General features: G+C 73.5%; 23 protein-coding genes. 16 read left to right on the top strand and 7 right to left on the bottom strand.

Annotated features, from left to right (window positions below):
* Nucleotides 1-203: 203 nt before the first annotated feature.
* On the bottom strand, nt 204-671 hold the full coding sequence (locus ACFYWQ_RS43045) for a sortase (protein ID WP_389526177.1): 468 nt from the start codon (nt 669-671) through the stop codon (nt 204-206).
* Between the two features lie 342 nt (nt 672-1,013).
* Here ACFYWQ_RS43045 and ACFYWQ_RS43040 point away from each other — a divergent pair, with 342 nt between their 5' ends.
* Nucleotides 1,014-1,739: a TetR/AcrR family transcriptional regulator gene (locus ACFYWQ_RS43040; RefSeq protein ID WP_389526174.1), complete on the top strand. Its 726-nt coding sequence runs from the start codon at nt 1,014-1,016 to the stop codon at nt 1,737-1,739.
* 125 nt (nt 1,740-1,864) lie between these two features.
* Nucleotides 1,865-3,493 carry an MDR family MFS transporter gene (locus tag ACFYWQ_RS43035; RefSeq protein ID WP_389526172.1) on the top strand — a complete coding sequence of 543 codons (1,629 nt, stop codon included), beginning with the start codon at nt 1,865-1,867 and terminating at the stop codon, nt 3,491-3,493.
* 201 nt (nt 3,494-3,694) lie between these two features.
* On the opposite strand, the gene ACFYWQ_RS43030 is transcribed toward ACFYWQ_RS43035, so the two are convergent.
* The gene (locus ACFYWQ_RS43030) at nt 3,695-4,642 is read right to left on the bottom strand and encodes a MerR family transcriptional regulator (RefSeq protein ID WP_389526169.1); all 948 of its coding nucleotides are present in this window, start codon (nt 4,640-4,642) and stop codon (nt 3,695-3,697) included.
* Nucleotides 4,643-4,743: 101 nt separating this feature from the next.
* Between ACFYWQ_RS43030 and ACFYWQ_RS43025 the strand changes: the two genes are divergently transcribed.
* Nucleotides 4,744-6,267 carry an alpha/beta fold hydrolase gene (locus tag ACFYWQ_RS43025; protein ID WP_389526167.1) on the top strand — a complete coding sequence of 508 codons (1,524 nt, stop codon included), beginning with the start codon at nt 4,744-4,746 and terminating at the stop codon, nt 6,265-6,267.
* Between the two features lie 232 nt (nt 6,268-6,499).
* Here the strand turns inward: ACFYWQ_RS43025 and ligA are convergent, their stop codons facing one another.
* Nucleotides 6,500-8,635, bottom strand: a complete 2,136-nt coding sequence (ligA, locus tag ACFYWQ_RS43020; protein ID WP_389526164.1) for an NAD-dependent DNA ligase LigA — start codon at nt 8,633-8,635, stop codon at nt 6,500-6,502.
* 133 nt (nt 8,636-8,768) lie between these two features.
* Here ligA and ACFYWQ_RS43015 point away from each other — a divergent pair, with 133 nt between their 5' ends.
* The 6 genes from ACFYWQ_RS43015 to ACFYWQ_RS42990 all read left to right on the top strand — a co-directional run bounded on the left by ACFYWQ_RS43015 (nt 8,769) and on the right by ACFYWQ_RS42990 (nt 14,537).
* Nucleotides 8,769-9,374 (top strand): HD domain-containing protein, encoded by a 606-nt coding sequence (locus ACFYWQ_RS43015; RefSeq protein WP_389526161.1) that lies wholly within the window; start codon nt 8,769-8,771, stop codon nt 9,372-9,374.
* 124 nt (nt 9,375-9,498) lie between these two features.
* On the top strand, nt 9,499-10,950 hold the full coding sequence (locus ACFYWQ_RS43010) for a WGR domain-containing protein (RefSeq protein ID WP_389526159.1): 1,452 nt from the start codon (nt 9,499-9,501) through the stop codon (nt 10,948-10,950).
* A 351-nt stretch (nt 10,951-11,301) separates the two neighbouring features.
* Complete coding sequence (locus ACFYWQ_RS43005) at nt 11,302-12,135, top strand: alpha/beta fold hydrolase (protein WP_389526157.1); 834 nt, start codon at nt 11,302-11,304, stop codon at nt 12,133-12,135.
* A gap of 192 nt (nt 12,136-12,327) precedes the next feature.
* Complete coding sequence (locus ACFYWQ_RS43000) at nt 12,328-13,101, top strand: helix-turn-helix domain-containing protein (protein ID WP_389526154.1); 774 nt, start codon at nt 12,328-12,330, stop codon at nt 13,099-13,101.
* A gap of 324 nt (nt 13,102-13,425) precedes the next feature.
* On the top strand, nt 13,426-14,148 hold the full coding sequence (locus ACFYWQ_RS42995) for an alpha/beta fold hydrolase (RefSeq protein ID WP_389526152.1): 723 nt from the start codon (nt 13,426-13,428) through the stop codon (nt 14,146-14,148).
* Between the two features lie 143 nt (nt 14,149-14,291).
* Nucleotides 14,292-14,537 carry an SsgA family sporulation/cell division regulator gene (locus ACFYWQ_RS42990; protein ID WP_389526195.1) on the top strand — a complete coding sequence of 82 codons (246 nt, stop codon included), beginning with the start codon at nt 14,292-14,294 and terminating at the stop codon, nt 14,535-14,537.
* Nucleotides 14,538-14,588: 51 nt separating this feature from the next.
* Here the strand turns inward: ACFYWQ_RS42990 and ACFYWQ_RS42985 are convergent, their stop codons facing one another.
* Nucleotides 14,589-15,839, bottom strand: a complete 1,251-nt coding sequence (locus ACFYWQ_RS42985) for a PucR family transcriptional regulator (protein ID WP_389526149.1) — start codon at nt 15,837-15,839, stop codon at nt 14,589-14,591.
* A gap of 266 nt (nt 15,840-16,105) precedes the next feature.
* Between ACFYWQ_RS42985 and ACFYWQ_RS42980 the strand changes: the two genes are divergently transcribed.
* The 4 genes from ACFYWQ_RS42980 to ACFYWQ_RS42965 all read left to right on the top strand — a co-directional run bounded on the left by ACFYWQ_RS42980 (nt 16,106) and on the right by ACFYWQ_RS42965 (nt 18,653).
* Nucleotides 16,106-16,492, top strand: a complete 387-nt coding sequence (locus ACFYWQ_RS42980; RefSeq protein WP_389526146.1) for a hypothetical protein — start codon at nt 16,106-16,108, stop codon at nt 16,490-16,492.
* Complete coding sequence (locus tag ACFYWQ_RS42975) at nt 16,489-16,683, top strand: hypothetical protein (RefSeq protein WP_389526143.1); 195 nt, start codon at nt 16,489-16,491, stop codon at nt 16,681-16,683. The genes ACFYWQ_RS42980 and ACFYWQ_RS42975 overlap by 4 nt, the downstream gene beginning before the upstream one ends.
* 193 nt (nt 16,684-16,876) lie before the next feature.
* The gene (locus ACFYWQ_RS42970; RefSeq protein WP_389526140.1) at nt 16,877-17,347 is read left to right on the top strand and encodes a hypothetical protein; all 471 of its coding nucleotides are present in this window, start codon (nt 16,877-16,879) and stop codon (nt 17,345-17,347) included.
* Nucleotides 17,348-17,615: 268 nt separating this feature from the next.
* Complete coding sequence (locus ACFYWQ_RS42965; protein ID WP_389526137.1) at nt 17,616-18,653, top strand: alpha/beta hydrolase family esterase; 1,038 nt, start codon at nt 17,616-17,618, stop codon at nt 18,651-18,653.
* Between the two features lie 140 nt (nt 18,654-18,793).
* Here ACFYWQ_RS42965 and ACFYWQ_RS42960 read toward each other — a convergent pair whose 3' ends face one another.
* The gene (locus tag ACFYWQ_RS42960) at nt 18,794-19,372 is read right to left on the bottom strand and encodes a DUF1990 family protein (RefSeq protein ID WP_389526134.1); all 579 of its coding nucleotides are present in this window, start codon (nt 19,370-19,372) and stop codon (nt 18,794-18,796) included.
* 51 nt (nt 19,373-19,423) lie between these two features.
* The gene (locus tag ACFYWQ_RS42955) at nt 19,424-19,921 is read right to left on the bottom strand and encodes an HIT family protein (protein ID WP_389526132.1); all 498 of its coding nucleotides are present in this window, start codon (nt 19,919-19,921) and stop codon (nt 19,424-19,426) included.
* Nucleotides 19,922-20,004: 83 nt separating this feature from the next.
* Here ACFYWQ_RS42955 and ACFYWQ_RS42950 point away from each other — a divergent pair, with 83 nt between their 5' ends.
* Entirely contained in the window at nt 20,005-22,317 is a 2,313-nt protein-coding gene (locus ACFYWQ_RS42950) for an FUSC family protein (RefSeq protein WP_389526130.1), read from the top strand.
* Between the two features lie 74 nt (nt 22,318-22,391).
* Here ACFYWQ_RS42950 and ACFYWQ_RS42945 read toward each other — a convergent pair whose 3' ends face one another.
* Complete coding sequence (locus ACFYWQ_RS42945) at nt 22,392-22,964, bottom strand: NADPH-dependent FMN reductase (RefSeq protein WP_389526127.1); 573 nt, start codon at nt 22,962-22,964, stop codon at nt 22,392-22,394.
* 96 nt (nt 22,965-23,060) lie between these two features.
* Between ACFYWQ_RS42945 and ACFYWQ_RS42940 the strand changes: the two genes are divergently transcribed.
* Both ACFYWQ_RS42940 and ACFYWQ_RS42935 read left to right on the top strand, forming a co-directional pair.
* Nucleotides 23,061-23,570, top strand: a complete 510-nt coding sequence (locus ACFYWQ_RS42940) for a MarR family winged helix-turn-helix transcriptional regulator (RefSeq protein WP_389526124.1) — start codon at nt 23,061-23,063, stop codon at nt 23,568-23,570.
* A gap of 151 nt (nt 23,571-23,721) precedes the next feature.
* Complete coding sequence (locus tag ACFYWQ_RS42935; protein ID WP_389526122.1) at nt 23,722-24,531, top strand: SDR family oxidoreductase; 810 nt, start codon at nt 23,722-23,724, stop codon at nt 24,529-24,531.
* Nucleotides 24,532-24,681: the final 150 nt, after the last annotated feature.

Genomic DNA, 24,681 nt, shown 5'->3' with positions numbered 1-24,681 from the left:
GGTCAGGAGCTTGACCGACGGGACGAACGACGGCGACGACGGAGAGGACGCGCCGGTGTCGTGCTCGGCTGCTGCCGCGTTCGCGTCGTGTGCCCTGGGCGGGGACGGGGGTGGGGGTGGCGGTGGGGGCGGGTTGGGGTTCGGGCGGCGCGGCCCCCGGGCCGGAGACGGTACCGGGGGCCGGCGCGCGGGAAGGCGGGCGGTCAGGAGCGGTTCCCGTTCGAGCGGTGCCGTACCCGTACCAGCCACCCGGCCCCGGCCGCGGCGACCAGCGCCCCGCCCAGGGCGAGCTGCGGTCCGGTGTCCGAGGAGTCGCCGAAACCGGCCTCGACGGCACCCCTGGGCCGGCGGTCCGTGAGCTCGTACGTGTCCGTGATCCTGGTCCTCGGCGGGCACTTGACGGTCACGGTGTCGGTGCCGGGCGAGGCCTCTTCCGGCACCGTGAACTCGCCGGTCAGCACCCCCTTTTCCTCGTCCCCGTAGAGGTGGAACGGCCCCGCCACCTCCGACTCGCCCTTGCCGTACGTCTCGTCGCCGCAGGCGGTGGTGCTGACGGTGACCGTGGAGCCGGCGGAGCCCGCCCGGGGACGGATGTCGAGCCCCGAGTCGTCGGTGGCGACAGCGGCCGGAGCCTGTAGGGCCAGGGCACCGAGGACCAGGCCGATACCCACGCCAACATGTGCGCTTCTCAAGATTCCTCCCAAAACGCGGCGTCCAGCCGGTCTGCGCGACGCCCCTGTTCTACGCCACTTATGAGGCAATCGACCCCCCGTCACCACTGCAACATGACGCATCGGCGCACGAGTCACCCGGGCAGGCGTAACGGTTGCTGCAAATTGAGCATCGGTGCAGGTCACTGCCGCGGAAGGCGCGGCCGCCGAGGAATCCTCGCAGGGTGGCGAACAGCGTAACCGGCCGCCTGCACTTGTCATTGTCATGCCAGTCCGAGCCCGGCCCGCGGAGGTGCGGCTTGCAGTTTGTGCAATGTTTGCGGGGTCTGCAAGAATAGGGGTGTGACCTCCCGGCCCTCCTCCTCCCGCGACTCCGCCTCCGCACCGCCCTCCGCCGCACCGGAAGGTCTGCGTGCCCGACGGCGGCGGGAGACCGCGCAGGCGATCCACGCCGCCGCCGTGCGGCTCGTGGAGCGTGACGGGCTGGCGCACGTGACCGTCGACATGATCAGCGCCGAGGCCGGGATCTCCCCGCGGACCTTCTTCAACTACTTCCCGACCAAGGAGTCCGCCCTCTCCGTCGGCCCGCCGCCGCTCACCGACGAGCAGCGGCGCCGGATCGCCGAGGGGGACCCGCGACCGCGCCGCGTCCTGGAGGACCTGGTGGACGTCCTCATCCACCAGCTGGACGAGGACCCCCCGCCCCCGGGCGGACGCCGGCACTTCCGGGCGATGGTCCGCATCGCCTCCGCCCATCCCGAACTGGCCGCCGTCCTGCACGCCCGGTTCGACGCCTTCGAGAACGAACTGGCCGGTGTCGTCGCCCACCGCCTCGGCGTCCCCGCGTCGGATCCCCTGCCCGCCCTCCTGACCGGCCTCGCCCTGTCCGTCGTACGCGTCGGCCTCCGGCAGTGGTCCACCGGCGAGGACGAGCCCGCGGAGCGCGACGGCACGCCCACCGGGGCGGGACGGCGCGACACCGACGAGCCGGGGGACTCCTCGCCGGCCGCGGAACTCCGACACGCCGCCGCCCTGCTCCGCACGCTCCTGTCCGACCAGCCCGAGTGAGGAACGCGGACCCCGGCCGCTTCGGCGCCGGCGCCCCGCACCCCAGCCTTCCAGCCCGCGAACGTCCCGCACGGGACGGGATCCCGGGCTGCCCGCATCACCGACCGAGTCAGAAAGTTCCCGACATGTCCACAGCCTCCTCCACCGCGGCCCGGCCCGACCCCGGCATACCCGGGCCGGGTACGGCCGACGCCCCGCCCGTCGAACCCACCGGCCTCCCGCGCCACTTCGGGCTGATCTTCGCCAGCCTCATGATCGCGATGCTGCTCGGCGCCCTCGACCAGACCATCGTCTCCACGGCCCTGCCCACGATCGTCGGCGAACTCGACGGCGTCAGCCACATGGCCTGGGTGACCACCGCGTACATCCTCGCCGCCACCATCGGCATGCCCGTCTACGGCAAGCTCGGCGACATGCTGGGCCGCAAGGCCGTCTTCCTCACCGGCATAGCCGTCTTCATCCTGGGCTCCGCCCTCGCCGGCGCCGCGCAGTCCATGACGCTCCTCGTCATCGGCCGGGCCGTGCAGGGCCTGGGCGGCGGCGGCCTCATGATCACCAGCCAGGCGATCATCGCCGACCTGGTACCGCCCCGGCAGCGCGCCAAGTACATGGCGCCGATGGGCGCCGTGTTCGGCCTCGCCTCGGTCGCCGGACCGCTGCTCGGCGGCTGGTTCACCGACAGCTCCGACTGGCGCTGGTGCTTCTGGATCAACCTGCCGCTCGGCGTACTCGCCCTCGCCATCTGCGCCTTCGGCATGCGACTGCCGCGCCGCCACGTCAAGGTCGCCTTCGACTACGCCGGCTTCGTGCTGATGGCCGCGGCCGTCGCCTGCACGGTGCTCGTCGCCACCTGGGGCGGCAACGACTACGACTGGACCGACCCGCTGATCCTCGCCCTGGCCGCCGGAGGCGTCGTCGCCTGGGTCCTGTTCTTCACGGTCGAGCGGAGGGTCGCCGAGCCCATCATCCCGCCGGGCATCTTCCGCAGCCGGATCTTCAACATCTCCACCCTGATCGGCCTCCTCGTCGTCGGCGTCGGCATGTTCGCCGTGGTCGGCTACCTGCCCACCTACCTCCAGATGGTGTACGGCAAGACCGCCACCGAGGCCGGACTGCTGATGATGCCGATGGTCGTCGGCATCATGTCCACCGCCATCCCGTCCGGCGCCCTGATCAGCAAGACCGGCCGCTACCGGGCCTACCCCATCGCCGGTTCGGTCATCACGGGGATCGCCGTCTTCCTGATGTCGACGCTGGACGTGGACGACTCGATCGTGCTCGTCTGCGTGTACGTCTTCCTGATGGGCGCCGGTGTCGGCCTGCTGATGCAGACCCTCGTCCTCGCCGTGCAGAACGACTTCCCGGCCACCGAGGTCGGCACCGCCACCTCGTCCAACAACTTCTTCCGCGAGATCGGCGCCACCCTCGGCACCGCCGCCGTCGGCTCCGTGTTCGCCTCCCGGCTCACCGACCAGCTCGCCGCCACCCTGCCCGAAGGCGCCACCGCGTCCGTCGGCAGCTCCGAGTCGCTGACCCCCGCCCTGGTCCACGCCCTCCCGGCACAGACCCAGTCCCTGGTCATCGACGCCTACCAGCACGCGCTGACACCGGTGTTCCTGTACCTCACGCCGGTCTTCGTCGTCGGCCTGGTGCTCGCCCTGATCCTGCCGGAGAAGCCCCTCGCCGACACCCAGCCCGACGCGGCGGACGGCGACCTCGACACCACGTCGAAGGAGGCGGCGGCGCAGGCCTAGGACGGGCCTAGGACGGCCTAGGACGGCCTAGGACGAAGGACGGCGGAGGCCGGCGGTGGTCCGCCGGCCGCTCCGCGTCCCCTCGGACGGCGGCCCGACCCGCCTCCCGATCCCGTTCGCGTCCGCGTTCCCCTTCGGGTCCCCGCTCCCGTTCGCCCGAGGGCGTGCCCCGAGCCCCAGGGGCTCATCGCCGCCGTCCGGTCAGGCCGTCGTGGCGGTCTGCGCGGTCAGGGCCGCGAGCAGCCAGTCGTGCGCCGAGCCGGGGGTCGGCTCGGGCCGGCCGCCCGGGGGCGTGGTCAGTTCTGCGACGAGCTCCCAGTACCGGTCGATCCTCGGGTCGGCCGCGAGCTGCCCGGACAGCAGCCGGCGGAAGTCCGGGGTGTCCCGGGCGCCGTACGCGCTCGCGTACGCGGCCACGAAGCCGTCCAGCGCCTCGCCGGGACCCGGCTCGCCGTCCCGGCGCAGCCGGTCGCCCGCCAGCTCGTACGCCTCGGCCAGGCCCGCGTACAGCACGGCCGCCCCGCGGGCCCCGGCGAGCCGGTGCGCCTCGGGCTGGGGCCGCGCGGCACCCGTACACGGGCGGGTCGTCAGGGCGTGCAGCCGCGCGAACGCGAGCACCTGGGCCGGGGTCGGGTCGTCGGGCGGCCGAGGGACCGCCACCTCCAGGAACGCGGCCACCGACCGGGCCGGCATCCGCGGCGGGAGCCAGGCGCGCCAGAAACGGGCCGGCGCGGCCGTGCTCGGCGGGGCCGCCACCGCGCCGACCAGGCGCAGCCGCTCGGCCCGCTCCCCGGGCGGACAGTCCCGCACCAGCCGCAGCGCCGCCTCCCGCCAGCGCAGCGCCCTGAGTTCGGAGCCGAGCGCACGCAGCCGCCCGGCGACGGCGTCCTCCAGAACGCCGCCCTCCGCACACCCCCGGTCCTGTGCGTCGAGGATGCGGCGGACCTCGGGCAGCGGCAGGTCCAGGGCGCGCAGGGACCGGATCAGACGCAGCCGGTCCAGCGCGTCGGGGCCGTAGCGGCGGTGCCCGCCGGGGCTGCGCGAGGTCTCCGGCAGCAGACCGCGGTCGGAGTAGAAACGGACGGTCTTGACGGTCACGCCCGCGTGCTCGGAGAGTTCGCCGATGCCCCACAGGCCGTCGTACGACATGGTCAGTTGAACCTCCCTCAGGGGGAGTTCCTACCGTACCGGCGAGCGCGGGCCGGAGAGCCGGCCGGTCCGCGGACGACGGCGTTCTGGAGGAGAGGGTCATGACCGCATTCATCCTGGTGTCCGGTGTGTTCACCGGTGCCCATGTGTGGGAGGAGACGGCCGCGCGACTGACCGCGGCGGGCGCCGAGGTCCACACGGCCGCCCTCACCGGGCTCGACGGGGACCGTCCTGCCGCGGGGGCCCGTGTCGACCTGGAGACCCACATCGCGGACGTGGTCGCGGTGATCGACGCGGTGGGCGCGGCGCCGGCCGGGCGGGACATCGTGCTGGTCGGCCACGACTACGGCGCCCACCCGGTGCTCGGCGCCGCCGACCGCCGGGCGGAGCGCGTCGCGCGCGTCGTCTGCCTGGACGCGGGACTGCCGCAGGACGGCGTCCCGGCCGTCACGGCCCTGCCCGACCAGGAGCTGCGCGCGCGACTGGCCGGGCACGCTGCGACGAGCGGGACCGACGGGGAACTGGCGCCTCCCGGCCGTGACGCGTGGCACCGCTGGGGCAGCACCGCCGGAGTGCCCGACACGGCGCTGGACCGGCTCACCGCCCTCGCCGCACCCCAGCCCCTGGGCACCCTGCTCCAGCCGCTGCGGCTGACCGGCGCGGTGGCCGCGGTGCCCACCACCGGAGTGCTGTGCACCGGCAACGGCGCGAGCATCGAGACCGTCCAGAGACTCGTCGACTTCGGCGACCCCGCCCTGCGGGCGCTGACCGGTCCCCGGGTGACGTTCTTCGAACTCCCCACCGGGCACTGGCCGATGCTGTCCTGCCCCGCCGAGCTGGCCGACGTCCTGCTGCGGGCCGCGGCCGGGGAAGGGCACCGGCTGATCCCGGCCGACCGGGCCGAACCACCCGCGCACCTGCGGCCGTTCCTGCTCGACGTGCCCGCGCTCCCGCGCGAACGCCACGACCACGTCGACCTCTACCTGCCCGACGCCGAGGTTCCCCGTCCGGCGGTGGTGTTCGTCCACGGCGGCCCGGTGCCCGCCGGAGCCGTCCCCACCCCGCGGGACTGGCCGACCCTGGTCGGGTACGCCCGGTACGCCGCCGGGCACGGGGCGGTGGGCGCCACCCTCGACCACCGGCTGCACGACGTGGCGCACTACGAGCGCGCCGCCGCCGACGTGGCCGCCGCGGTGGAACTGGTACGGGCGCATCCGCGGGTGGATCCCGAGCGGGTCGCGCTGTGGTTCTTCTCGGGCGGCGGACCGCTCACGGCCGACTGGCTGGGGGCGCCCCCGGCGTGGCTGCGCTGCCTGGCCGCCACCTACCCGGTCCTGGCGCCGCTGCCGAACTGGGGCCTGGCCGACAGCCGCTTCCACCCGGCGGACGCGCTGGCCGGGGCGGGCACCCTGCCCGTCGTGCTCACCCGGGTCGGGCGGGAGACACCCGAAATTGCCGCCACCGTCGAAGGGTTCCTCACCGCGGCCCGGGAGTGCGGGGCGAACGTCGAGGTGATCGACGTGCCGCACGGCCACCACGGCTTCGAGACCCTCGACCCGACCGACGAGTCCCGCGAGGCCGTGCACCGCGCGATGCTCTCGGTGCTGGCCCGTCTGACGGCGTGAGCCTCGGCAGTGTGCTCGGGCAGGCCATTGCCGTCAGGCCGTCAGGCCGTCACCGGCAGCTCGCCCGGCTCCCGGCGGAGGACCTCGCCGCCTGCGGGTGCGCGTACGTCGGCGCTCCGGCGCTCCGGTGCGCCCGACGGCCGTGGCCGTGGCGAACGGCCGTGGCGAGCGGCTGTGGCGAGCGGCTGTGGCGAGCGGCTGTGGCGCTCACCGGAACTCGTCGGGCGTACGACTACTTCACCGGCTCCCCGCCCGAGTCCGTGTCGGTGTCGGTGTCGGTGTCGAGGAAGTCGGCGACGAGGGCGGCGAACTCGTCGGGACCGGCCAGGCGGATGCCGAGGGTCTCGGCCTTGGCGCGCTTGGAGCCGGCGTTCTCCCCGGCGACGACGAGGCTGGTCTTCTTGGAGACGCTGGAGGAGGAGCGGCCGCCGGCGCGTTCGATGAGCTCGTTCATCTGGTTGCGGCTGAGCTTCTCCAGCGGGCCGGTCATCGCGCCGGTGACGACCACGGTCATGCCGGCCAGCGGACCCCCGCCGCCGGACGGCTGCTCGGGCACGGTGCCGTCCGCGGTGTCGTGCGCAGCGGTGGGCGGGGTGGCGCCGGGCTCGGTCATGTTGACGCCGACCGCGACGAGTCTGTCGATGAGCGGGCCGAGTTCGGCGAGCTCGGCCACGATGGACGGCGCCTTCTCGGTGCCGATGCCCTCGACCTGCTGGACCGTCTCGGCGTCGGCGGCGCGGAGGTTGTCCATGGTGGCGAAGTACCGGGCGATCCGGCGGGACATGGAGCGGCCGGTGCCCCGCACACCGAGCGCGCACAGCACCCGCGACAGCGGCTGGTTCCTGGCCGCGGCCAGCGCGGCGAGGAGGTTGTCGGTGCTGGTGTCCCCCATGCGGTCCAGACCGAGGAGCTGGTCGCGGGTGAGGGTGAACAGGTCGGCGAGATCGGTGACCAGGCCGGCCTCGACGAGCTGGACGACACGGGTGTGGCCGAGCCCTTCGATGTCGAGCTGGTCGCGGCCGGCGGCGTAGGAGAGGGACGCGACGAGGTGGCAGTCGCGGCCGTTCTCACAGCGCCAGCGCTGCTCGCTGCTGTCGATGCCGGACCCGCAGCGCGGGCACGTCTCGGGGAAGACGATCGGCTGCTCGTCGCCGGTCCGCAGGTGGGCGACGGGTGCTTCGATCCGGGGGATGACGTCGCCGGCCCGGTGGACCATCACGTGGTCGCCCAGGCGCAGGTCGCGTCGGGTGATGTCGGCCGGGTTGTGGAGGGTGGCGTAGGTGATCGTGGAGCCGTCGATGGTGACCGGCTCCAGGACGGCGCGGGGGGCGATGATGCCGGTGCGGCCCACGTTCCACTCCACCGCCAGCAGCCGGGTGATCTTCTCGACGGCCGGCAGCTTGAAGGCGACCGCGTACCGCGGTGCCCGCGACCCCGATCCGGCGGCCTGCTGGTCGGCTGCGAGGTCGGCCTTGACCACGATCCCGTCGATCCCGAACGGCAGTCCGGGCCGCAGGGCCTCGATCTCCCGCACCCGTCCGAGGACCTCGTCGACGGTGCCGGCGGTGACGCCGGGCACGGCGGTGGCGGCGGTCGTGTTCACCCCGAGGGCGGCGGCCCGGGCCATCAGGTCGCTGTGCGCCGCCTCCGCCAGCAGGCCGGCGAGCGCGGACGCGGTGTCGGCGAGGGGCAGCAGGCCGTAGCCGTAGAACGTCATCGGCACGGTGTACGCGCGGTCCCTGGCGCGCAGGGTGCCCGCCGCGGCGTTGCGCGGGTTGGCGAACGGCTGGCCGCCGTGCGCGGTGCGCACCTCGTTGGCGTGCTCGAACTGGGCGGTGGTCATCAGGACTTCACCGCGCACCTCCACCGAGACCGGCTCGGCCAACCGCTCCGGCAGGCCCTCGACGGTGCCGATCGCGTGCGAGACGTCCTCCCCGGCCGTCCCGTCGCCCCGGGTGATCAGCCGCGTCAGGCGGCCGTCGGTGTAGCGGGCCGCGATCGCCAGACCGTCCAGTTTCGGCTCGACACTGAACCGCTCCACTTCATGGCCGACACGGCGGGCCAACGACGCGGCCCACGCGGCGAACTCCTCCGGCGAGAACACGTTGTCCAGGCTCAGCATCGCCACCGTGTGCGGCACATCCCCCTCGACGGCGCCGCCGGCGACCTTCCCGGTCGGCGAGTCGGGCACCACCTGCCCGGGATGGTCCGCCTCCCAGGCCGCGATGCCGCGCACCAGCCGGTCGTAGGCGTCGTCGTCCAGCGCCGAGGTGCCCCCGGAGTAGTAGGCGGCCGAGGCCTGTACCGCGTCCTCGACCGCCTGCGCGTAGGCGGCGGCGTCCACAATCACTGCAACAGGTGTTGTCATGCCGGTCATCCTGCCTGCCACCACTGACAACGCCCCTGCGGCCACCCGGACCCCGCTCGGCGCCCAGGGGGCCCGGACCGGCGGAGTCGGCCGTCACGGCGACCGGTACGTCCGCGGTTGCTACGCTCCCCGGATGAGGATTCCGGGACCCGAAGAGATCCGTGCCCTGCACGAGAAGTACGCGCCGACCGCCGAGGCGTTCGATCTGGTGCACTCGCACTGCGAGGTCGTCTGGTCCGTCGCCGAGCGACTCCTCTCCGCGCCGCACCTCCGTCATCTCGACGCCGAACTGGTCCGCGCCGGCTGCCTCCTGCACGACATCGGCGTCTACCGCCTCTACGCGGACGACGGACGGCTGGACCACAAGAACTACATCCGGCACGGACTGCTCGGCCACGCCATCCTCCAGGACGAAGGCCTCCCGGAGGTGCTGTGCCGCTTCTGCTCCCACCACACCGGCGTGGGAGTCACGAAGAACGACGTCCTGAGCCAGGGCCTCCCGCTGCCCGTCGCCGACTACCTGGCGGTGACGGACGAGGAGAAGCTGGTGATGTACGCGGACAAGTTCCACAGCAAGTCCAGGCCCACGGCGTTCCTCTCCGCCGACGAGTACGCCGCCCACGTCCGCCGCTTCGGCGAGGACAAGGTCACCGCCTTCCAGGCCCTGCGCGCGGAGTTCGGCGACCCGGACCTGGCCGTTCCGGTGCCGCGCGGAGGAGGCGTCCGGCCGCGCTCGTGACCGCCGCCCCACCCACGGGACGGCGGGACGGCCGTCGGCCGCCGTTGTCAGTGGCCCCTCCTATGGTGTGAGCAGTGGGACCCGCCGGAACGACCGCGGGTCCGTGTTCGGGGAGGGGACTGTCATGTCAGCGGGGTCCGCGGTGTCGACGACGTATCTGGAGCTGTCGCAGGAGAGCGGCGGCGCGCACAAGTTCTACGAAGTGTCCGTCGACGGACAGGTGGTGACGGTGCGGTACGGGCGGATCGGCGCCGCCGGCCAGACCCAGACGTCGACGTTCCCGACCCCGCAGAAGGCGCAGGCCGCCGCCGCGAAGAAGGTGGGGGAGAAGGTCCGCAAGGGGTACGCCCCGGCCGTCGCCGGACAGCGGGCCCCCCGCCCGGTGACCCGGCGCCAGGTGTCGTCGGCTCCGTCCACCGCGCGTGCCGTGGCACCGGTGCTGTGGCGGTTCCGCACGGGCTCGTCGGCGTTCGGCATCCACGTCGACGACCAACACTGCTGGGTCGGCAACCAGTCCGGTGACGTCTACACCCTGGACCACGACGGCGGCGTCCTCGCCCGCTTCAGCCTGCCGGACGGCGTCAAGTGCCTGGTCGCCGACGACTTCTGGATCTACGCCGGCTGCGACGACGGCAAGGTCTACGACCTGTCCTCCAAGCTGCCGTTCGCCGCGTACGACATCGCCGCGGACGTCGACATCTTCTGGCTGGACATCCACGAGGGCATCCTGAACGTCTCCGACCGCGACGGCCGGCTCACCGTCATCGACCACGAGGACGAACACCAGTGGGCCCGCCGCAGCCAGGGCGAGCACGCCTGGATGGTCCGCGCCGACGACCGGGCCGTCTACCACGGCCACTACCGCGGCGTCACCGCCTACGCGCCCGACGGCGGCGGCGAACTGTGGCACACGCCCACCCGGGGCGGGGTGCTGTTCGGCTGGCAGGAGGACGACGCCGTGTACGCGGGAACCGCGCACCGCGTGGTGCAGCGGCTGTCGAAGGCGACCGGCGGTATCGAGGCCACCTACGCCTGTGACAGCGCGGTGTACTCGTGCGCCACGTCGCCCGGCGGACGGTTCGTCTTCGCCGGCGACGCCTCGTCCTCCGTCTACTGCTTCGACCAGGACGGTACGCGGCTGTGGAAGCTCGGTACGGGCGGTGGCTCGGCGCTGTCGATGCAGTACCGCGACGAGCGGCTGTACCTGGTGACCACCGACGGCTCACTGGTGTGCGTGGACGCGAGCGAGGCGGCCGTCTCCGCGGCCCAGCAGGGCACGGTGCCGGTGGCGCGGGACATCAAGCTCGCGGCGGCCCTGCCGGCCCACGCGCCGGCGACGGCCGCGGACGCGGTGGCCGGCGTGGACCGGGCTCCCGCCGGGACGGTCGTGGTCGAGTGCGTCAGCGAGGGCGGCCGGCTGCGCGTGCACGTGGTGTCCGACGGCTACGACTCGTCCTGGCGGGTCCAGTTCCCGCGCGCGATACGGGTGCCCGGGGCACGCTACGTCGTGGACGCGCTGCACCCGGCGGCCGGCGGCTTCTACCGGGTCCGCGGCGACATCCGACGCCTGCTGTAGAGCGGGTCGGGTCCCTGACAGACCCTCGTTCCGCACCCCGCGCGACACCCGGCTGACCGGCCTCCCGGTGCCGGACCGCTGAGCCACCCGCCCCCGCCTCCGTTCCTGCTCCGCCCCCCGTCCGCCCGTTCGCCCGTCTGTCCGTCGCCGATCGTCCGGTGCCACAGCTCTTCTACAGAATGACGGGTATCCCGCCCGCCAATCCCTACGGAGCGTGGTGGTGCCAGGGGCGCCGGAGAGATCAGAATGCCGTAGACAGCGGCCGATCCTGACGTCGGCCGCACACGGAACGGGTCTCCGGAGCGGACGGCCCGACGGGCGCCGCGCAGGCCGAGCGGGAGGACGAACAGCGTGACGGGCGAGCTGACCACGAACGACGGCATACGTCTGGTGTTCCGGGACAGCGGCGGCGGTGGTGTGCCACTGGTCATGCTCCACGGGTGGGGGCAGACGCAGGCGATGTTCCGCCACCAGACGGAAGGCCTGGCGCCGTCACGCCGTGTCATCACGCTCGACCTGCGCGGCCACGGGCTCTCGGCCAAGCCGCGGCACGGCTACCGCATCGCCAGGCTGGCGCGCGACGTCCTCGACCTCGTGGACCACCTCGGGCTGGAGCGATTCGACGCGCTGGGCTGGTCGATGGGCGTGTCGGTGTGGTGGAGCTTCATCGACCAGTTCGGCACGGACCGGATCCGCCGGTTCGTCGCCGTCGACCAGCCGGCCGCCGTCGCCGCCGTACCGTGGACGACCCCGGAGGAGCAGCACGAGTCGGGGGCGATCTTCGACGTGACCGGGCTGCTGGAACTGGGAGCCGCGCTGGCGGGCCCGGACGGGGAGCGGGTCCGCCACGACTTCGTCCGCTCCATGTTCACCGGCGATCCGGACCCCGGGATACTCGCCTTCGTCGCCCGGGAGATCACCTCGACACCGGCCTACGCGGGCGTGCCCCTGCTGTTCGACCACTGCGCCCAGGACTGGCGGGACATCCTCCCGCGCGTGGACGTGCCCACGCTGGTCATCGGCTGTGACGGCAGCCATGTGCACCCCGACTCGCAGCGGTACATCGCCGACCGCATCCCCGACGCCCGGCTGCACGTCTTCCCCCTCGACGTGGCCCGCTCGCACTTCCCGTTCCTCGAGAACCCGGCCGCCTTCAACGCCGTGGTCGAGAAGTTCCTCTCCTGAGGCGCGGCCGCCGGACCCACCGGACACCCGACCCGAGTCACCGAGCGGCCCGCGCACGACATTCCCTCCCCCTCCATCCTTTCCTTGACGCGACTGGAGCAGAAAATGACCACGTCGGTCCGGTCAACCATGTCCGAATCCGAGGAGAACGAATATCTCTCCGATCACCTCGGGGTCGATTCCGGCCGGTTCATGGCTCTTCCTCTCCCTCCTCATACGGGCGCCGGTGAAAGCCTGTATCTGGGCCTGTGCCGGGAGAACTGCACCACGGAGACGGACTGGGGGGAAGAGCTTTCCGCGGCGGCCGGCGACCTGCTGTTCCTGGGGACGAAAACCCCTTCCCTCCAGCTCTACGGGGACGACTTCGCGTTCTTCCGGATCCCCTTCCCGTACCTGGGCATCTCGGTCCGGGAAGGGGAGTGCCTCGCCGGCCTGCACGTGCGGGGCGACTCGGGCGTCGCCGCCCTGGCATCGCAGTTCCTCGGGTCGTTCGCCCAGGACGAGTGGCTCGCGCGGTCCCACAGCGGCCGGCGGCTCGCCCTCAACGCCGCCGATCTGCTGGCACTGCTGGTCGCGGAGCTGCTGGCGGTCCGGCGGCCCGTCCCCGCCGACGCCACGGACGCGGTGATGTTCCGTATCCGCGCCCACATCGAGGAGCACCTCGGGGACACGGACCTGGGCCCGGAGTCGATCGCCCGCGCGCACTTCATGTCGGTGCGCTACCTGCACAAGCTGTTCCAGCGGGACGGCGTCACGGTGAGCGCCTACATCCGCCGGCGCCGTCTCGACGCGTGCCGTCTCGAACTCGGCCGGCCGCCGAGCCGCAGGCGCTCCGTGGCCGCGGTGGCGCAGACCTACGGATTCGTCAGCCCCTCTCATTTCAGCCGCGTCTTCCGCAGCACGTTCGGCACGTCTCCCAGCCAGTGGCAGGAGCGGGTTCCCCAGAACTCCGCGGACGATTCCTGAGGTGCGGGGAAACGACTGTCGCACGGCCACGGCCACGGCTGCGGCTGCGGCCCGGCCCCGGAACGAACGGGCCACATCCCGGTGAACGGAACACCCGAGGAACGCGGTGACGGAACACCCGAGGAACGCGGTGACGGAACACCCGAGGAGCGCGGTGACGGAACGCCCCGGGAACGCGGTGGCGGAGCACGCCCGGTGCCCGGTGGCGGCGGCCGCCAGCGCGCACCGCCCCGCCTCGGACGACATCCGGCTCACACAGCCGCCCGATCCCCACCCCTTTCACCGCGCCCGGCGCGCGGGCGCCCCATGTCGGGAGATCCACCCATGTCCCCTTCCCCACCCACCGTCGTCCTCGTGCACGGCGCGTTCGCCGACGCCGCCGGCTGGCTCGGTGTCATCGACGAACTCCAGCGCGACGGCATCCGGGTCCTCGCCCCCGCGAACCCGCTGCGCGGCCTCGCCTCGGACGCCGCCTACCTGACGTCGGTCGTCGAGCAGATCGACGGCCCGGTCGTCCTGGCCGGTCACTCCTACGGCGGCGCGCTGATCACCGTCGCGGGTACCGCGAGCAACGTCGTCGGTCTGGTCTACGTCGCCGCATACGTCCTCGAGGAGGGCGAGAGCCTCGGCGAACTGCAAGGGCGCTTCCCCGGCTCCCCGCTGGCCGCGCACCTGGAGCAGTGGACCTGCCCCGCCCCCGACGGAGGTACGGCCACCGAGGTGACCATCGCCACCGAGGCGTTTCCCGAGATGTTCGCCGCCGACGTCTCCCCGTCCGTCGCCCGTATCCTCGCCGTCTCCCAACGGCCGCTGGTCACCTCGGCGTTCACCGAGACCGCCGAGGCGGCCGCCTGGCGGACCAAGCCGGTGTGGGCGGTCGTGGCCGGGGCGGACCAGGCCATCAACCCCGAGGTGGAGCGGTTCGGCGCCGAGCGGGCGGGCGCGACCGTCGTCGAACTCGACGGCGCCTCCCACGCGGTCGCCCTCTCCCGGCCGAAGGCGGTCGCCGACGTGATCCGCGACGCGGTCCACGCGACGACGCGCTGACCGTCGGCGTGCGCCGGCCCGCCTCCGCCGGCGCCCCGGCCGCACCGCCCGCTGCCGGACCCCGACAAGGCCTGACGGCGCACGCCGACACCCCGTCCGTCCCGCCCCGACCCGCCACGACATCTCCGAGGTGAGCCCCATGCCTGCGCCGCCCTTCGGGAGAGGGAGACGTCCGCGTCCATCCGCCGTGCCGGTGCCACGGACAGCAGGACACCCGTGTCCACCTGCACGGCACGAACGGCACGGCCCTCCTGCGCATCCCCGAACAGCCGCTGCGCGCCTGGCCGCTGTGCGCCTGGCTGGTGCGCACCTGGGAGGTGGTCGCCCCCGGCGAGGAGAGCGGGTTGATCGACTGGACCGTGGTCCTGGACGGACTGCTGCCGGAGTGAGTGCCCGCCGAGTCCTGACCCCCACCGGGAAGGCGACCGGGAAGACCACCGCTACGCCGGGGTGTCCCCGTCCTTCGGGGCCAGCAGCTCCCGCACCTGGAGGCCCAGGTGCAGCACGAGCCGGTCGCGGCCGTCGTCCAGGTCGAGGCCGGTGATCTCCTGGATCTGCTTCAACCGGTAGTACAGCGAGGTGCGGTGGATCTGGAGCGCCTCGGCGGTGCGGGGCACGGACCCCGCGTGCTCCAGGAAACACCGGAGGGTGTCCACGAGACGGTGCCCTCCGGCCGCCTCCAGCAGGGTGCGCAACGGCTGGGGCAGCAGTGACGGGTTGAGCGCGCGGTCCGGCAACTGCAACAGCACCGCGAACTCGCCGAGCCCGTCCCAGTCGCCGACGCGCCCGAGGTGCGGCAGGCGGCGCGCGGCACGTGCCGCGACGAGTGCCTGCTCGTAGGAGATCCAGGCGTCCGCCGGCCCGTCCTGGCGTCCACCGACGCCGACGACCGCTCCCGCCGAGGCCCCGAGGTAGGTGTCGAGCGCCTCGACGATGCGGGTGCACTGGGCGGTCACCTCCTGCGACCGCAGCGGCCGGTCGCCGACCTGGAGCAGGACCGCACGGTCACCGGTGACGGCGAGGAGCCCGTGCGCCGACCGGGTCCGGCGAAAGCCCTCCAGCGCGCCGCGCAGCGCGACCTCGACCTGACCGGACGCCTCCCGGGAACGCGTCGCGCGGACGACGGTGACCAGGGCGTGGGGCGCGTCGGGCAGCAGCCCGCCCTCGGCCAGCTGCCGATGCGCCGTGCCGCGGCCCACGGGGCTCGCGCCCAGCAGCCCCAGCAGCAGCTCCTGCGCGTGGGCCTCCTCGGTGTCGCCCGCCCGGTGCTCCGCGTACATCTGCGCGGCGACGGCGGGGGCCGTGCGGGAGATGGCCCGGATCTCCTCCTCGGTGAGGTTCTTGTCCGGCGCCATGACCATCAGCAGGCCGAGCAGGTGCCCGCGCTCCCGCAGGGGGACGCAGTAGCGGGCGTTGAGCCCGAGGTCGTCGCGGCCCTCGATGTATCCCGGCGCACGCCACTGGGCGACGCCCTGGTCGAGGACGTAGCGGATGATGTCGTCGTCGGCCTGCCCCTGCAACAGGCTGCGGATCCGCACCGCGTCCGCGTCGCCGTAATGCCGGCTGGAGCAGATGAACCGTACGAGCGGGTCGTCCAGGACCACCGACCGGCCCAGGAACTGCGCGAGCTCCTCGATCAGAGTCTGGAGAGCGTCGCTGCCCACCCGGGCCCGTTGGAGCGGTTCGACCACGGCCATCCTTTCGTCGGACGATCTTTCTACAAGCCGTGAATCCCCGAGACCAAATCTTCAACAATCCGAGAACGCCCGGCCCGGCCCGAGCCCCGGGCGAGGGGAGCCGGCCGACGATGACAGCCGTGGACGTGACGCCCAGGATGCGCCGTGATCGAGAAACGCCGGGAGATCCGGGAGATCCGGGGAGCCGGGGGAGCCGGGAGACGGGCGGGGGCATGGGGATGGGTGACCGCGCTGCGGTGAACGGCCGTCCGGAGGGCGGGATGACGTCGCCTCACCTCGTCCTGCGGGGTGGCGGGGTCGTGGCGCGGCTCGTGCGCGACGGGGTCCTTCTGGAGCGGGCGGGCGAGGAACTCGCCATACCGCTCCCGGCGATCGAGCGGGTCGCGGTGGACGGCCGGCGCGCCGCGATCGAACTGACGGCACCGGACGGCAGCGCACCGCACGTCCACTGCGTCGAGGACGAGAGCGCGGCCGCTGTCACCGCCTTCGCCGACGCCGTCAACCACCTGCTGCCGCACCGGACGCGGGGCGAGCCGCGTGCCGACGGCTCCACGCTCGTCACCACCCGCTCCCTGGCGGTCCCGGAGCGGCGGACGACCGCGGGGGGCGCGGCCCGATCGCCCTGCTCCTGGTGGGCGCGGCGATGACGGTCGCCGTGGGCGTGGCCGGGGGGAGGGCGCTACTCGGCGATGCTCGTGTCCGCGTTCCTCGGCATCTGGTCCGTGACGGGCCCGCCCTGCGCTTCCTGACCGCCCTCCTGGCGCTCGCGGGACTCGGCACCCTCGCCGGCAGCCTCTGGTACGCGTACACAGTGGTCGCCGGAGCAGTCCTCGACTGAGGCTCAGAGACTCAGAGGCTCTGAGGTTCCTGAGGTCTTTGAGATTCCTGAGGTTCCTGGGGTCCGAGGATCCGCTCCGATCTCCCGGCGACCGTGCGTTCGACGGGGAGACAGGCGTACGTGGAGGCGGCTATCTTGCTGCCCGTTCCGAGCAGCGCGACCGCCCGCCCGTCCGACGGAGAAAGCCGAGTCGATGACCGTTCCCGCGCCCGTCCCGCCGCCCCCCGCCCACCCGCCGGCTCCCGCCGCCGGCAGCCGTCCCTCCGCCCGGTGGAGAGCGCCGCTGATCGCGGCGGTCGTGGCCTGTGGAGCGGGGGTGGGGCTCGGCTGGCTGCTGTGGGCCGGCGGGGACAGCGCGGCCGCCGGCACCGGTCTGGGCGACGCCCGGGCCGACGCGGCGGGCGCCTGTCAGGCGTTCGCCCGGGTTCCGGAGCTGAGCGCCGTCTACGGCGGTTCCGACAGCGCCTTCGAGGCCCGCTACAACCGTGTTGGAGCCGCTGCCGCACTGGCCCACTCCGCGGCCGAGCTGGACGACCGGTACGACGACCTGGACACGGCGATGCAGAACGTCGTGAACCGCTTGCAGACCAACGACGTGAAGGGCGCGGAGGCGGTGGCCGCCCGGAAGAAGGTGCAGACCCTCTGCGCGACGTACGACGACTAGAGCCGCTCTCCGGGATCAGCGGACCGGCCGAGACCCCGGCGGACCGGCAGAGACCCGGCGGACCGGCCGACGGGCCGGGGGCCGGGAGGCCGGGGCGTCGGGGGCCGGGAGGCCGGGGCGCCGGGGCGTCGGGCGCCTGGTCCCCTCCCGGACGTGACACCCCGCGGGCAGGCTCGCGGCCGTGCCGGACGTGCCTTCGGCCGGCGGCGCGCCCGGCCGGTCATCTTGCCGATGCCGCGGCACGGAGAGGGGCCCCATCCTGCGGGGCATGGTCTCCCACAGCGTGGCGGGCGCGGAAACCCGCTTCCCCTTACTCAGACTCCCCATCATCCTGGCGGCGGTCGTCGCGATGCTCGCCGCGACAATGCTCTCCGCCGCTCCGGCACGGGCGCAGACCGGCTTCCACGAGGTGCAGGACTTCGGCAGCAACCCGGGCAACCTGAAGATGTTCGCCTACGTCCCGGAGCAGGCGCAGTCCGGTGCCCCGGTCGTCGTCCTCTTCCACGGCTGTGGCGGCGCCGCGCAGGACCTGGACGTCAACACCGGCTGGCGCAAGTACGCCGACGCCTACGGGTTCACGATCGTCTTCCCGGAGCAGAAGGACGAGAACGTCGGCTCCGGCGGCATCGTGCCGCACAAGTGCTTCAGCGCGTGGAACCCCGCCGACCGCACGCGCGACGGCCAGGGCGAGGCCCGCTCAGTGGTCCAGATGGTCGACTACATGAAGGCGAACCACGCCGCTGACGCGAGCCGCGTCTACGCCACCGGGTACTCCGGCGGCGGCGCCGCCACCAACGTGATGCTCGCGGCCTACCCGGACGTGTTCAAGGCGGGCGCGGTGTTCTTCGGCATGGCGTACGGCTGCGCCGACACCGAGGCCGACTACTTCGACACCGGCCTGCTGGCGCAGTGCCCGGGCGCGATCAACTCCCTCACCCCCCGGCAGTGGGGGGACAAGATCCGTAGCGCCTACCCCGGCTACACCGGCGCGAGGCCGCGGGTGCAGATCTGGCACGGCGGCTCCGACCTGCTGATCAACAGGAACTCGCTGGAGAAGCAACGCGACGGCTGGACCGACGTGTTCGGCGTCTCGCAGACGCCTGCGTCCACGTCACGTCCGGCCCTCGGCGTCACCCAGCAGGTCTACGGCAGCGGCCAGGTCGAGACGTACCTGATCAGCTCGATGGGCCATGAGGCGCCCGTCGACCCGGGCATCGGAATCGACAAGTGCGGCACCATCGGCCAGGGCCACGACTCCCTCTGCGGACCGTACTACGCGGCCGGGTTCTTCGGCCTGGACAACTGAACCCGGACCCGGAACCCGCCGTACCACGGTCAGAATCGCCGCACCACGGCCGGAACGCCGCACCACGCCCGGAACCCGTCGCACCACGCCCGGAACCCACCGCGGTGCGGCGCGGGGCGCTTCCCGGGCGACTTCATCGATCAGATCAGCGCGCGCAAGTACCGCACGCGCACACAGCGCTGGGCGAGCAGCAGGACGGGATACACGAGCCGCCACGGACCGGTCGGCGCGGCCCGGGTCAGCGACCGGAGCGTCAGACGGACACGTCCGTCGTCGCCGCGGTGCGCGATGAACGCCTCCTCCCCGCTGACCGGGTGCCCCCAGCGGGTGCCGTAGGCGAAACCGCACCGGTTCTCGTCGTCCACCACGGCGACGACCTCGACGGGTTCGCGGACGACGAGCGGGCCGAGGCCCACCGTGACGGTGTAACGCCCTCCCGTACGCGCCTCGACGCCCGCCCCGTCGGCCGCGGCCACGTCGAACCCGCTGCGCCGCTTGACCTCCCACCGCATGACGGCCTCCCGGGCGGCGGCCCAGGCGCCCTCGCCCACGCCGATCGTCACGGTCCTCTCGAAGCGACGGAACCCGGCGGGGGCGTCCCGCCACCGGGGGCTGGCGGGGGACGTGGCCCCCGGAGCGCCGTAGCTCAGACCGTCGGCCGACCGGCCGCACGGCAAGCGCGGCCGACACCACGGTCGTCCGCCGTCGTCACTCGCCATGCGCTCAACATATCGGCCGGGGGCGTAGGGGCTCCGGCGGTGTGCCTCACCTCACGCCGCCGGATCACCGGGCGCCGGCGAGCGCAACCGGTCCAGTTCGCTCCCGATCGCGGCCCGCAGCCCGTCGTGCCGCGGACCGAGACGGAACCGCTCGTCGGTCCACCGGTCCGGCGGATACAGCCACACGGGCCGGCCCACCAGATCGGCCGGCTCCCACGCGAACCGCGGCCAGACATGCGCGTGCAGGAACGGGTCCGTGTTCCCGAGGATCTCCAGGTTGACCCTGCGGAAAGCCGGGTCCAGACGCCGGCAGGCCCGCTCGACCGCCTCGCCGAGCCGGTCCATGTCGGCCAGGAACGACAGGCGTTTCCCCTTCGGCAGGTCGGACAGCCGTCCGGCGCGAGGGTCGTCCACGAGGAGGACCGAGTACCCCGGCAGGAACTGGACGTCGCCGATCACCGCGAACCCTGACTCCAGACGCCGCAGCACCGTCGGGTTCTCGCCCCGCAGCGCCGCCCCGATCCGATCCGCCCGCCAGTCACCGTTCACGGTCCGAACGTATCCGCTCCGTGCCCGCGGCACGGCCGGTACGGGAAGGTGCTGGAAACCCTGGGGTGGGTGATTCTGAAGGGGTGTCTGGTGTCCCAGCCGGTCGGATCCCGGCGGCCTACGCCGCCTCGGGCCGCCGGGCGGTGCGCGTGACGCTGGTCGCCGCGGCCGGCTTCTACCTCTTCCGCTACGGCTTCGGCAGCCCCGTCGCCTCCACCTACGCCCTGTTCGCCGCTGTGGCGCTGGGCGGGCTCTCCAAGATCCCCGGCACCGGGCGGCAGCGCGCCGCGACGGTGGTCCGCCTGCTGCCCGTGTGCTGGCTGCTGGTGGTCGTCGGCACGTATCTGTCGGTGCGGACCTGGAGCGCCGTCGTCGGCATGTTCGTGGTCGGCTTCGCGCTGGCCTTCGCCGCCGTGGGCGGGCCGCGTCCGGCGGGTGCGGCCATGGGCCTGCAACTGCTCTACATCCTGCCGTCCTTCCCGCCGTACGATCCCGGCTCGCTCGACGAACGGCTGCTCGGGACGACCACCGGGCTGGCCCTGTTCATCGCCGCCGAGGCACTGGTCTTTCCCGAGCCCGCCCCGCCGCCGTACCGGGAGCGGGTCGCCCGCGCCGCGCGGACCGCCGCGCGCTGTGCCTCGGCCCTCGCCGCACCCCCGTACGCCCTGACCGGCGCGGACGTCCGGGCGACCCGCGAGGACGGGTGGGCGCTGCGCTCCATGACCGTGCCGGAGGCGGACCGCCCGGCGGGGCCGGGGGTGCGCGACCGTGCCCTCGCGCACACCGGTCTGGCCACCCGCACGCTCCTGAGCCGACTGGCACAACTGCCCGCCTCCCCGGGCGCCGGTCCGGGACCCGAGGTGACCGCCGTCCTGCGCGCGGTGGCCCATCTGGCCGCGGCGACCGCCGCCTGCCTGAGAGCGGGGCCGTCGCCCGCGGCACCGTACGAGGAGGTGGCCGCGGCCCGCGCGCACCTGACCGCCCTGTCCGCCGGCCCGGCCCCCACCGGCGTTCCCGCCTCCGATCCCACTGGCGTTCCCGCCTCGGATCCCACTGGCGTTCCCGCCTCGGATCCCACTGGCGTTCCCGCCTCGGATCCCACTGGCGTTCCCGCCTCGGATCCCACCGGCGTTCCCGCCTCCGACCCCGTCGGCGGGACCGCTCCCGCTCCGGGCTTCCCGCCCGCGGTACTGCGCCGCCACGCCGCCGTGCTGGAGACGGCCGACGCGGCCCTGGCCATGGCCACGGCGGCCGATCTGGCGGCACGCGGCCGGCACGCCTCGGTTGAGGTGTCGCCGGGCCGCTTCTGGTACGCCACGACCCGGGCGCCGCTCCTGTGGTGGCACCGCCTGCGCGGACACGCCGTGCGCCGGTCGGTGTTCTTCCAGAACGCGGTGCGCATGGCCCTGGCCCTGACGGCGGCCCGGCTCGTGGCCGGGGTGGACACGCTGCCCCACGGGTTCTGGGCCATGCTGGCGACCCTCACCCTCACCCGGACCACCATGGACGAGACCCGGAGCACCATCCGCCTGGCCCTCACGGGCACGCTGGCCGGCGCCCTGGTGACCGCCGGGACGCTGACCCTGGTGGGGACCCACACCGCCGTGTACGCCGCCGTACTGCCGGTGTGGATGCTGTTCGCCTTCACGGTGGGGCCGGTCAAGGGCGTCGGCTGGGCGCAGGGACTGTTCACCGTGCTCGTGGCCCTGGTCTTCGCCCAGTTGGCGCCGGCGACCTGGCAGCTGGCGGAGGTCCGGATGCTGGACGTGCTGGTCGGCAGCGCGATCGGCGCGGTGTTCGGTCTGCTGGCCTGGCCCCGCGGGGCCCACGACGAGCTGCGCCGCGCGGCGGCGGCACTGCTGCGCAGGGCGGCCGAGATCGTGGTGGCGACCGGTGCCTCGGTGGCGGGAGGCGGGGTGGCGGTCCCGCCGTCCGCGGTGCCCGGCCACCGCTCGCTGCGGCAGGCGGTCATCCTCGCGGAGTCGGCGTACGCGCAGTTCCTGAGCGAGCCGACGCCCTTCGGAGGCCGCAGGCCCCGGCCGGGGCCGCCCGAGGTGGACTGGCAGGCGACGCTGATAGCCGGTCACCACACCCTGTGGGGCGCCCAGCGGCTGCTGGAGCCGCCCCTCACCGAGCTGGGCCCGGAGGCGGCCGAGTCGGTCGGCGGGCTGGGGGACCGGGTGGCCGGGCGGATGCTGCTGGTCTCGGCGGCACTGGACCCACAGGGCGACACGCCGACCGCGCCCCTGCCGCTGATCGACCCGGCCCTGGCGGGCTTCGCCACGGAGCCGCCCGGCGCACCGCGGCTGTACTACGCGACCGTGTCGTGGCTGGACTCGCTCATGACCGACCTGGCACGGATCGCGCGCGGCGGACCGGAACCCGGGAGGCCGTGACGGCCGCCGGCGGGCGAGGAGCGGCTGCCCGGCCCGGGCGTCCGTGGAGGCGCGGGTGGCCCGCCGGGGCGGGATCAGGCGGCGGCCTGCCGGGCGCGCAGCGGTGCCAGTGCCCGGCTCCAGGAGATGACCTGGTCGAGCATGGTGGTCAGGACCGGGAGGTTGTGGTCGCCGGGCGTGAAGGTGCTGTAGTTCTCGAACTCGGTGGTGAACGGCAGGACGACCTGTGCGCGCACGTCGGCCATCATCAGCTCCCCGGCCATGGTCCGCAGGTGCTCCACGGCACGGACGCCGCCCTGCGGGCCGTAGGAGATGAATCCGACGGCCTTGTTGTTCCACTCCGCGAACAGGTAGTCCAGGGCGTTCTTCAGCACGCCGGTGGTGCTGTGGTTGTACTCCGGGGTGACGATGACGAACCCGTCGAACGAGGCGATCTTCTCCGCCCACCGGCGCGTGTGCTCGTGCTCGTAGCGGCCGAACGACGGCGGATCCGTCTCGTCCAGCAGGGGCAGCGGGAAGTCCCGCAGGTCCACCAGTTCGATCTCGGCGTCCCCGCGCCGCGAGGCCATGTCCACGGCCCAGCGTGCCACCGGCTCGCCCTTCCGATGGGGGCGGGTGCTGCCCAGGATGATCCCGATACGCGTCACGGTCGTTCCTCCACGTCGAAATGGTACGTGTCACGGATAGTACGCCTCCTTGATAGTACGTGAAGTGTACTGTCCTGGGGCTGTACGATAGCGCCCATGACCACCTCCCCGTCCACCGACGCCCTCGGCGCCCCGAGCGGTACGGGCCTCGCCGCGCGCGGGGAGGCCGAGGCCGACGTGAGGGCCCTCATCCAGCTCTCCGGGCTGGTGCGCGACACCTTCGCGCGGGTGGCCGAGCACTACGACCTCACCCCGGTCCAGGGCCGCATGCTGTGCGTCCTCGCGGAGCGGCCTCGCGCCATGGCCGAACTCGCCCGTCTCTTCGGCGTCGGCAAGGCGAACATGACCGGCCTCGTCGACCGCGCCGCCCAGCGCCACCTCGTCGAACGCGTCCCCGCGCCCGGGGACCGCCGCGCCGTCCACGTCGTCCTCACCGACGACGGCCGCCGCTCGGCCCTCGCCTTCCACCGGAGGGTGACCGACGAGCTCGACCGCCTTCTCGCTCCCCTCGCCCCTGAGCAGCGCACCGCCTTCCGTTCCAGCCTGCTGGCCATCGCCGACGCCGCGGGGCAGCCCCCCGCCTGGCCCGCACCGCAGAGCCGCTGACGCGGAGCCGGGTGCGCGCCGGCAGCACCCCTTCCCCCCGGCGTGGTGCGTCCGTCAGGCGAGGCGATGGGCGAGCCGCCCGGGACAGCGACCTGCCGGCTGCCGGAAAAGCGGTTGTCGAGACCGGCCCGGCCAGGGACCATCTCGGACCGTGACGACGAACCACGGCCAGGACCGTTCCGCCGATCCCGGTCGGAGCCCTCTCCCCGCCACCCGCCCGGTCGCCCTGATCACCGGGGTCGGGCGGACGGCCGGCATCGGCGCGGGCATAGCCGGCCGACTGGCCCGCTCGGGCTGGGACATCGCCTTCACCTACTGGACCGCCTACGACGAGCGCATGGCCTGGGGCAGCGAGCCCGGCGCAGCCGGGACGATCACCGACGCCCTCGCCGAGGAGGGTGCCGCCACCACGGCCGTCGAAGCGGACCTCGCCGACCCGGAGGCCCCGGCCCGCGTCTTCGACGAGGTCGAACGCGCACTGGGCGGTGTCACCGCCTTGGTGATGTGCCACTGCGAGTCGGTCGACTCCGGTCTGCTCGACACCACCGTCGAAAGCTTCGACCGCCACTTCGCGGTCAACGCGCGCGCCACCTGGCTGCTGATCCGCGAGTACGGCCGACGCTACGCGTCCGCCCCCGGCAGCGGCCGGATCATCGGCCTCACCAGTGACCACACCGTCGGCAACCTCCCCTACGGCGCCAGCAAGGGGGCCCTGGACCGCATCACCCTGGCCGCCTCACACGAACTCGCCCACCTCGGTGTCACCGCCAACGTGATCAATCCCGGGCCGGTGGACACCGGCTGGATGACCGACGACGTGCGTGAGCACGTGCTCGGCCGGACGCCGCTCAGCCGCCTCGGCACCCCGCGGGACACCGCGCACCTCGTGGACTTCCTCTGCTCACCACAGGGCCAGTGGATCAACGGCCAGCTCCTGATGAGCAACGGCGGATTCGCCTAGCGCGAACCGGTACGTCCGGCCAGCCCCCGGGAACCGCTGCCGTCGTAGGGGGCCTCGCCCGTCGGGTCCGGCGGGCTGATCACACCCCGGAGGTGACCTCGGTCTTCTCGTCCGAGCCGGTGTCGCCGCCGGCGGCGGCGAGGGCGCGGT

This window comes from Streptomyces sp. NPDC003247, from assembly GCF_042888135.1.
GTDB lineage: Bacteria > Actinomycetota > Actinomycetes > Streptomycetales > Streptomycetaceae > Streptomyces.
This window is presented reverse-complemented; position numbering and strand designations above follow the sequence as displayed.

What these genes read in the sequence shown, in the direction of transcription:
- ACFYWQ_RS43035 (WP_389526172.1), top strand. Translation starts at nt 1,865, where the DNA reads ATGTCCACAGCCTCCTCCACCGCGGCCCGGCCCGACCCCGGCATACCC.
- ACFYWQ_RS43030 (WP_389526169.1), bottom strand. Translation starts at nt 4,642, where the DNA reads ATGTCGTACGACGGCCTGTGGGGCATCGGCGAACTCTCCGAGCACGCG.
- ACFYWQ_RS43025 (WP_389526167.1), top strand. Translation starts at nt 4,744, where the DNA reads ATGACCGCATTCATCCTGGTGTCCGGTGTGTTCACCGGTGCCCATGTG.
- ligA (WP_389526164.1), bottom strand. Translation starts at nt 8,635, where the DNA reads ATGACAACACCTGTTGCAGTGATTGTGGACGCCGCCGCCTACGCGCAG.
- ACFYWQ_RS43015 (WP_389526161.1), top strand. Translation starts at nt 8,769, where the DNA reads ATGAGGATTCCGGGACCCGAAGAGATCCGTGCCCTGCACGAGAAGTAC.
- ACFYWQ_RS43010 (WP_389526159.1), top strand. Translation starts at nt 9,499, where the DNA reads ATGTCAGCGGGGTCCGCGGTGTCGACGACGTATCTGGAGCTGTCGCAG.
- ACFYWQ_RS43000 (WP_389526154.1), top strand. Translation starts at nt 12,328, where the DNA reads ATGGCTCTTCCTCTCCCTCCTCATACGGGCGCCGGTGAAAGCCTGTAT.
- ACFYWQ_RS42995 (WP_389526152.1), top strand. Translation starts at nt 13,426, where the DNA reads ATGTCCCCTTCCCCACCCACCGTCGTCCTCGTGCACGGCGCGTTCGCC.
- ACFYWQ_RS42980 (WP_389526146.1), top strand. Translation starts at nt 16,106, where the DNA reads ATGACGTCGCCTCACCTCGTCCTGCGGGGTGGCGGGGTCGTGGCGCGG.
- ACFYWQ_RS42975 (WP_389526143.1), top strand. Translation starts at nt 16,489, where the DNA reads ATGACGGTCGCCGTGGGCGTGGCCGGGGGGAGGGCGCTACTCGGCGAT.
- ACFYWQ_RS42970 (WP_389526140.1), top strand. Translation starts at nt 16,877, where the DNA reads ATGACCGTTCCCGCGCCCGTCCCGCCGCCCCCCGCCCACCCGCCGGCT.
- ACFYWQ_RS42965 (WP_389526137.1), top strand. Translation starts at nt 17,616, where the DNA reads ATGGTCTCCCACAGCGTGGCGGGCGCGGAAACCCGCTTCCCCTTACTC.
- ACFYWQ_RS42960 (WP_389526134.1), bottom strand. Translation starts at nt 19,372, where the DNA reads ATGGCGAGTGACGACGGCGGACGACCGTGGTGTCGGCCGCGCTTGCCG.
- ACFYWQ_RS42940 (WP_389526124.1), top strand. Translation starts at nt 23,061, where the DNA reads ATGACCACCTCCCCGTCCACCGACGCCCTCGGCGCCCCGAGCGGTACG.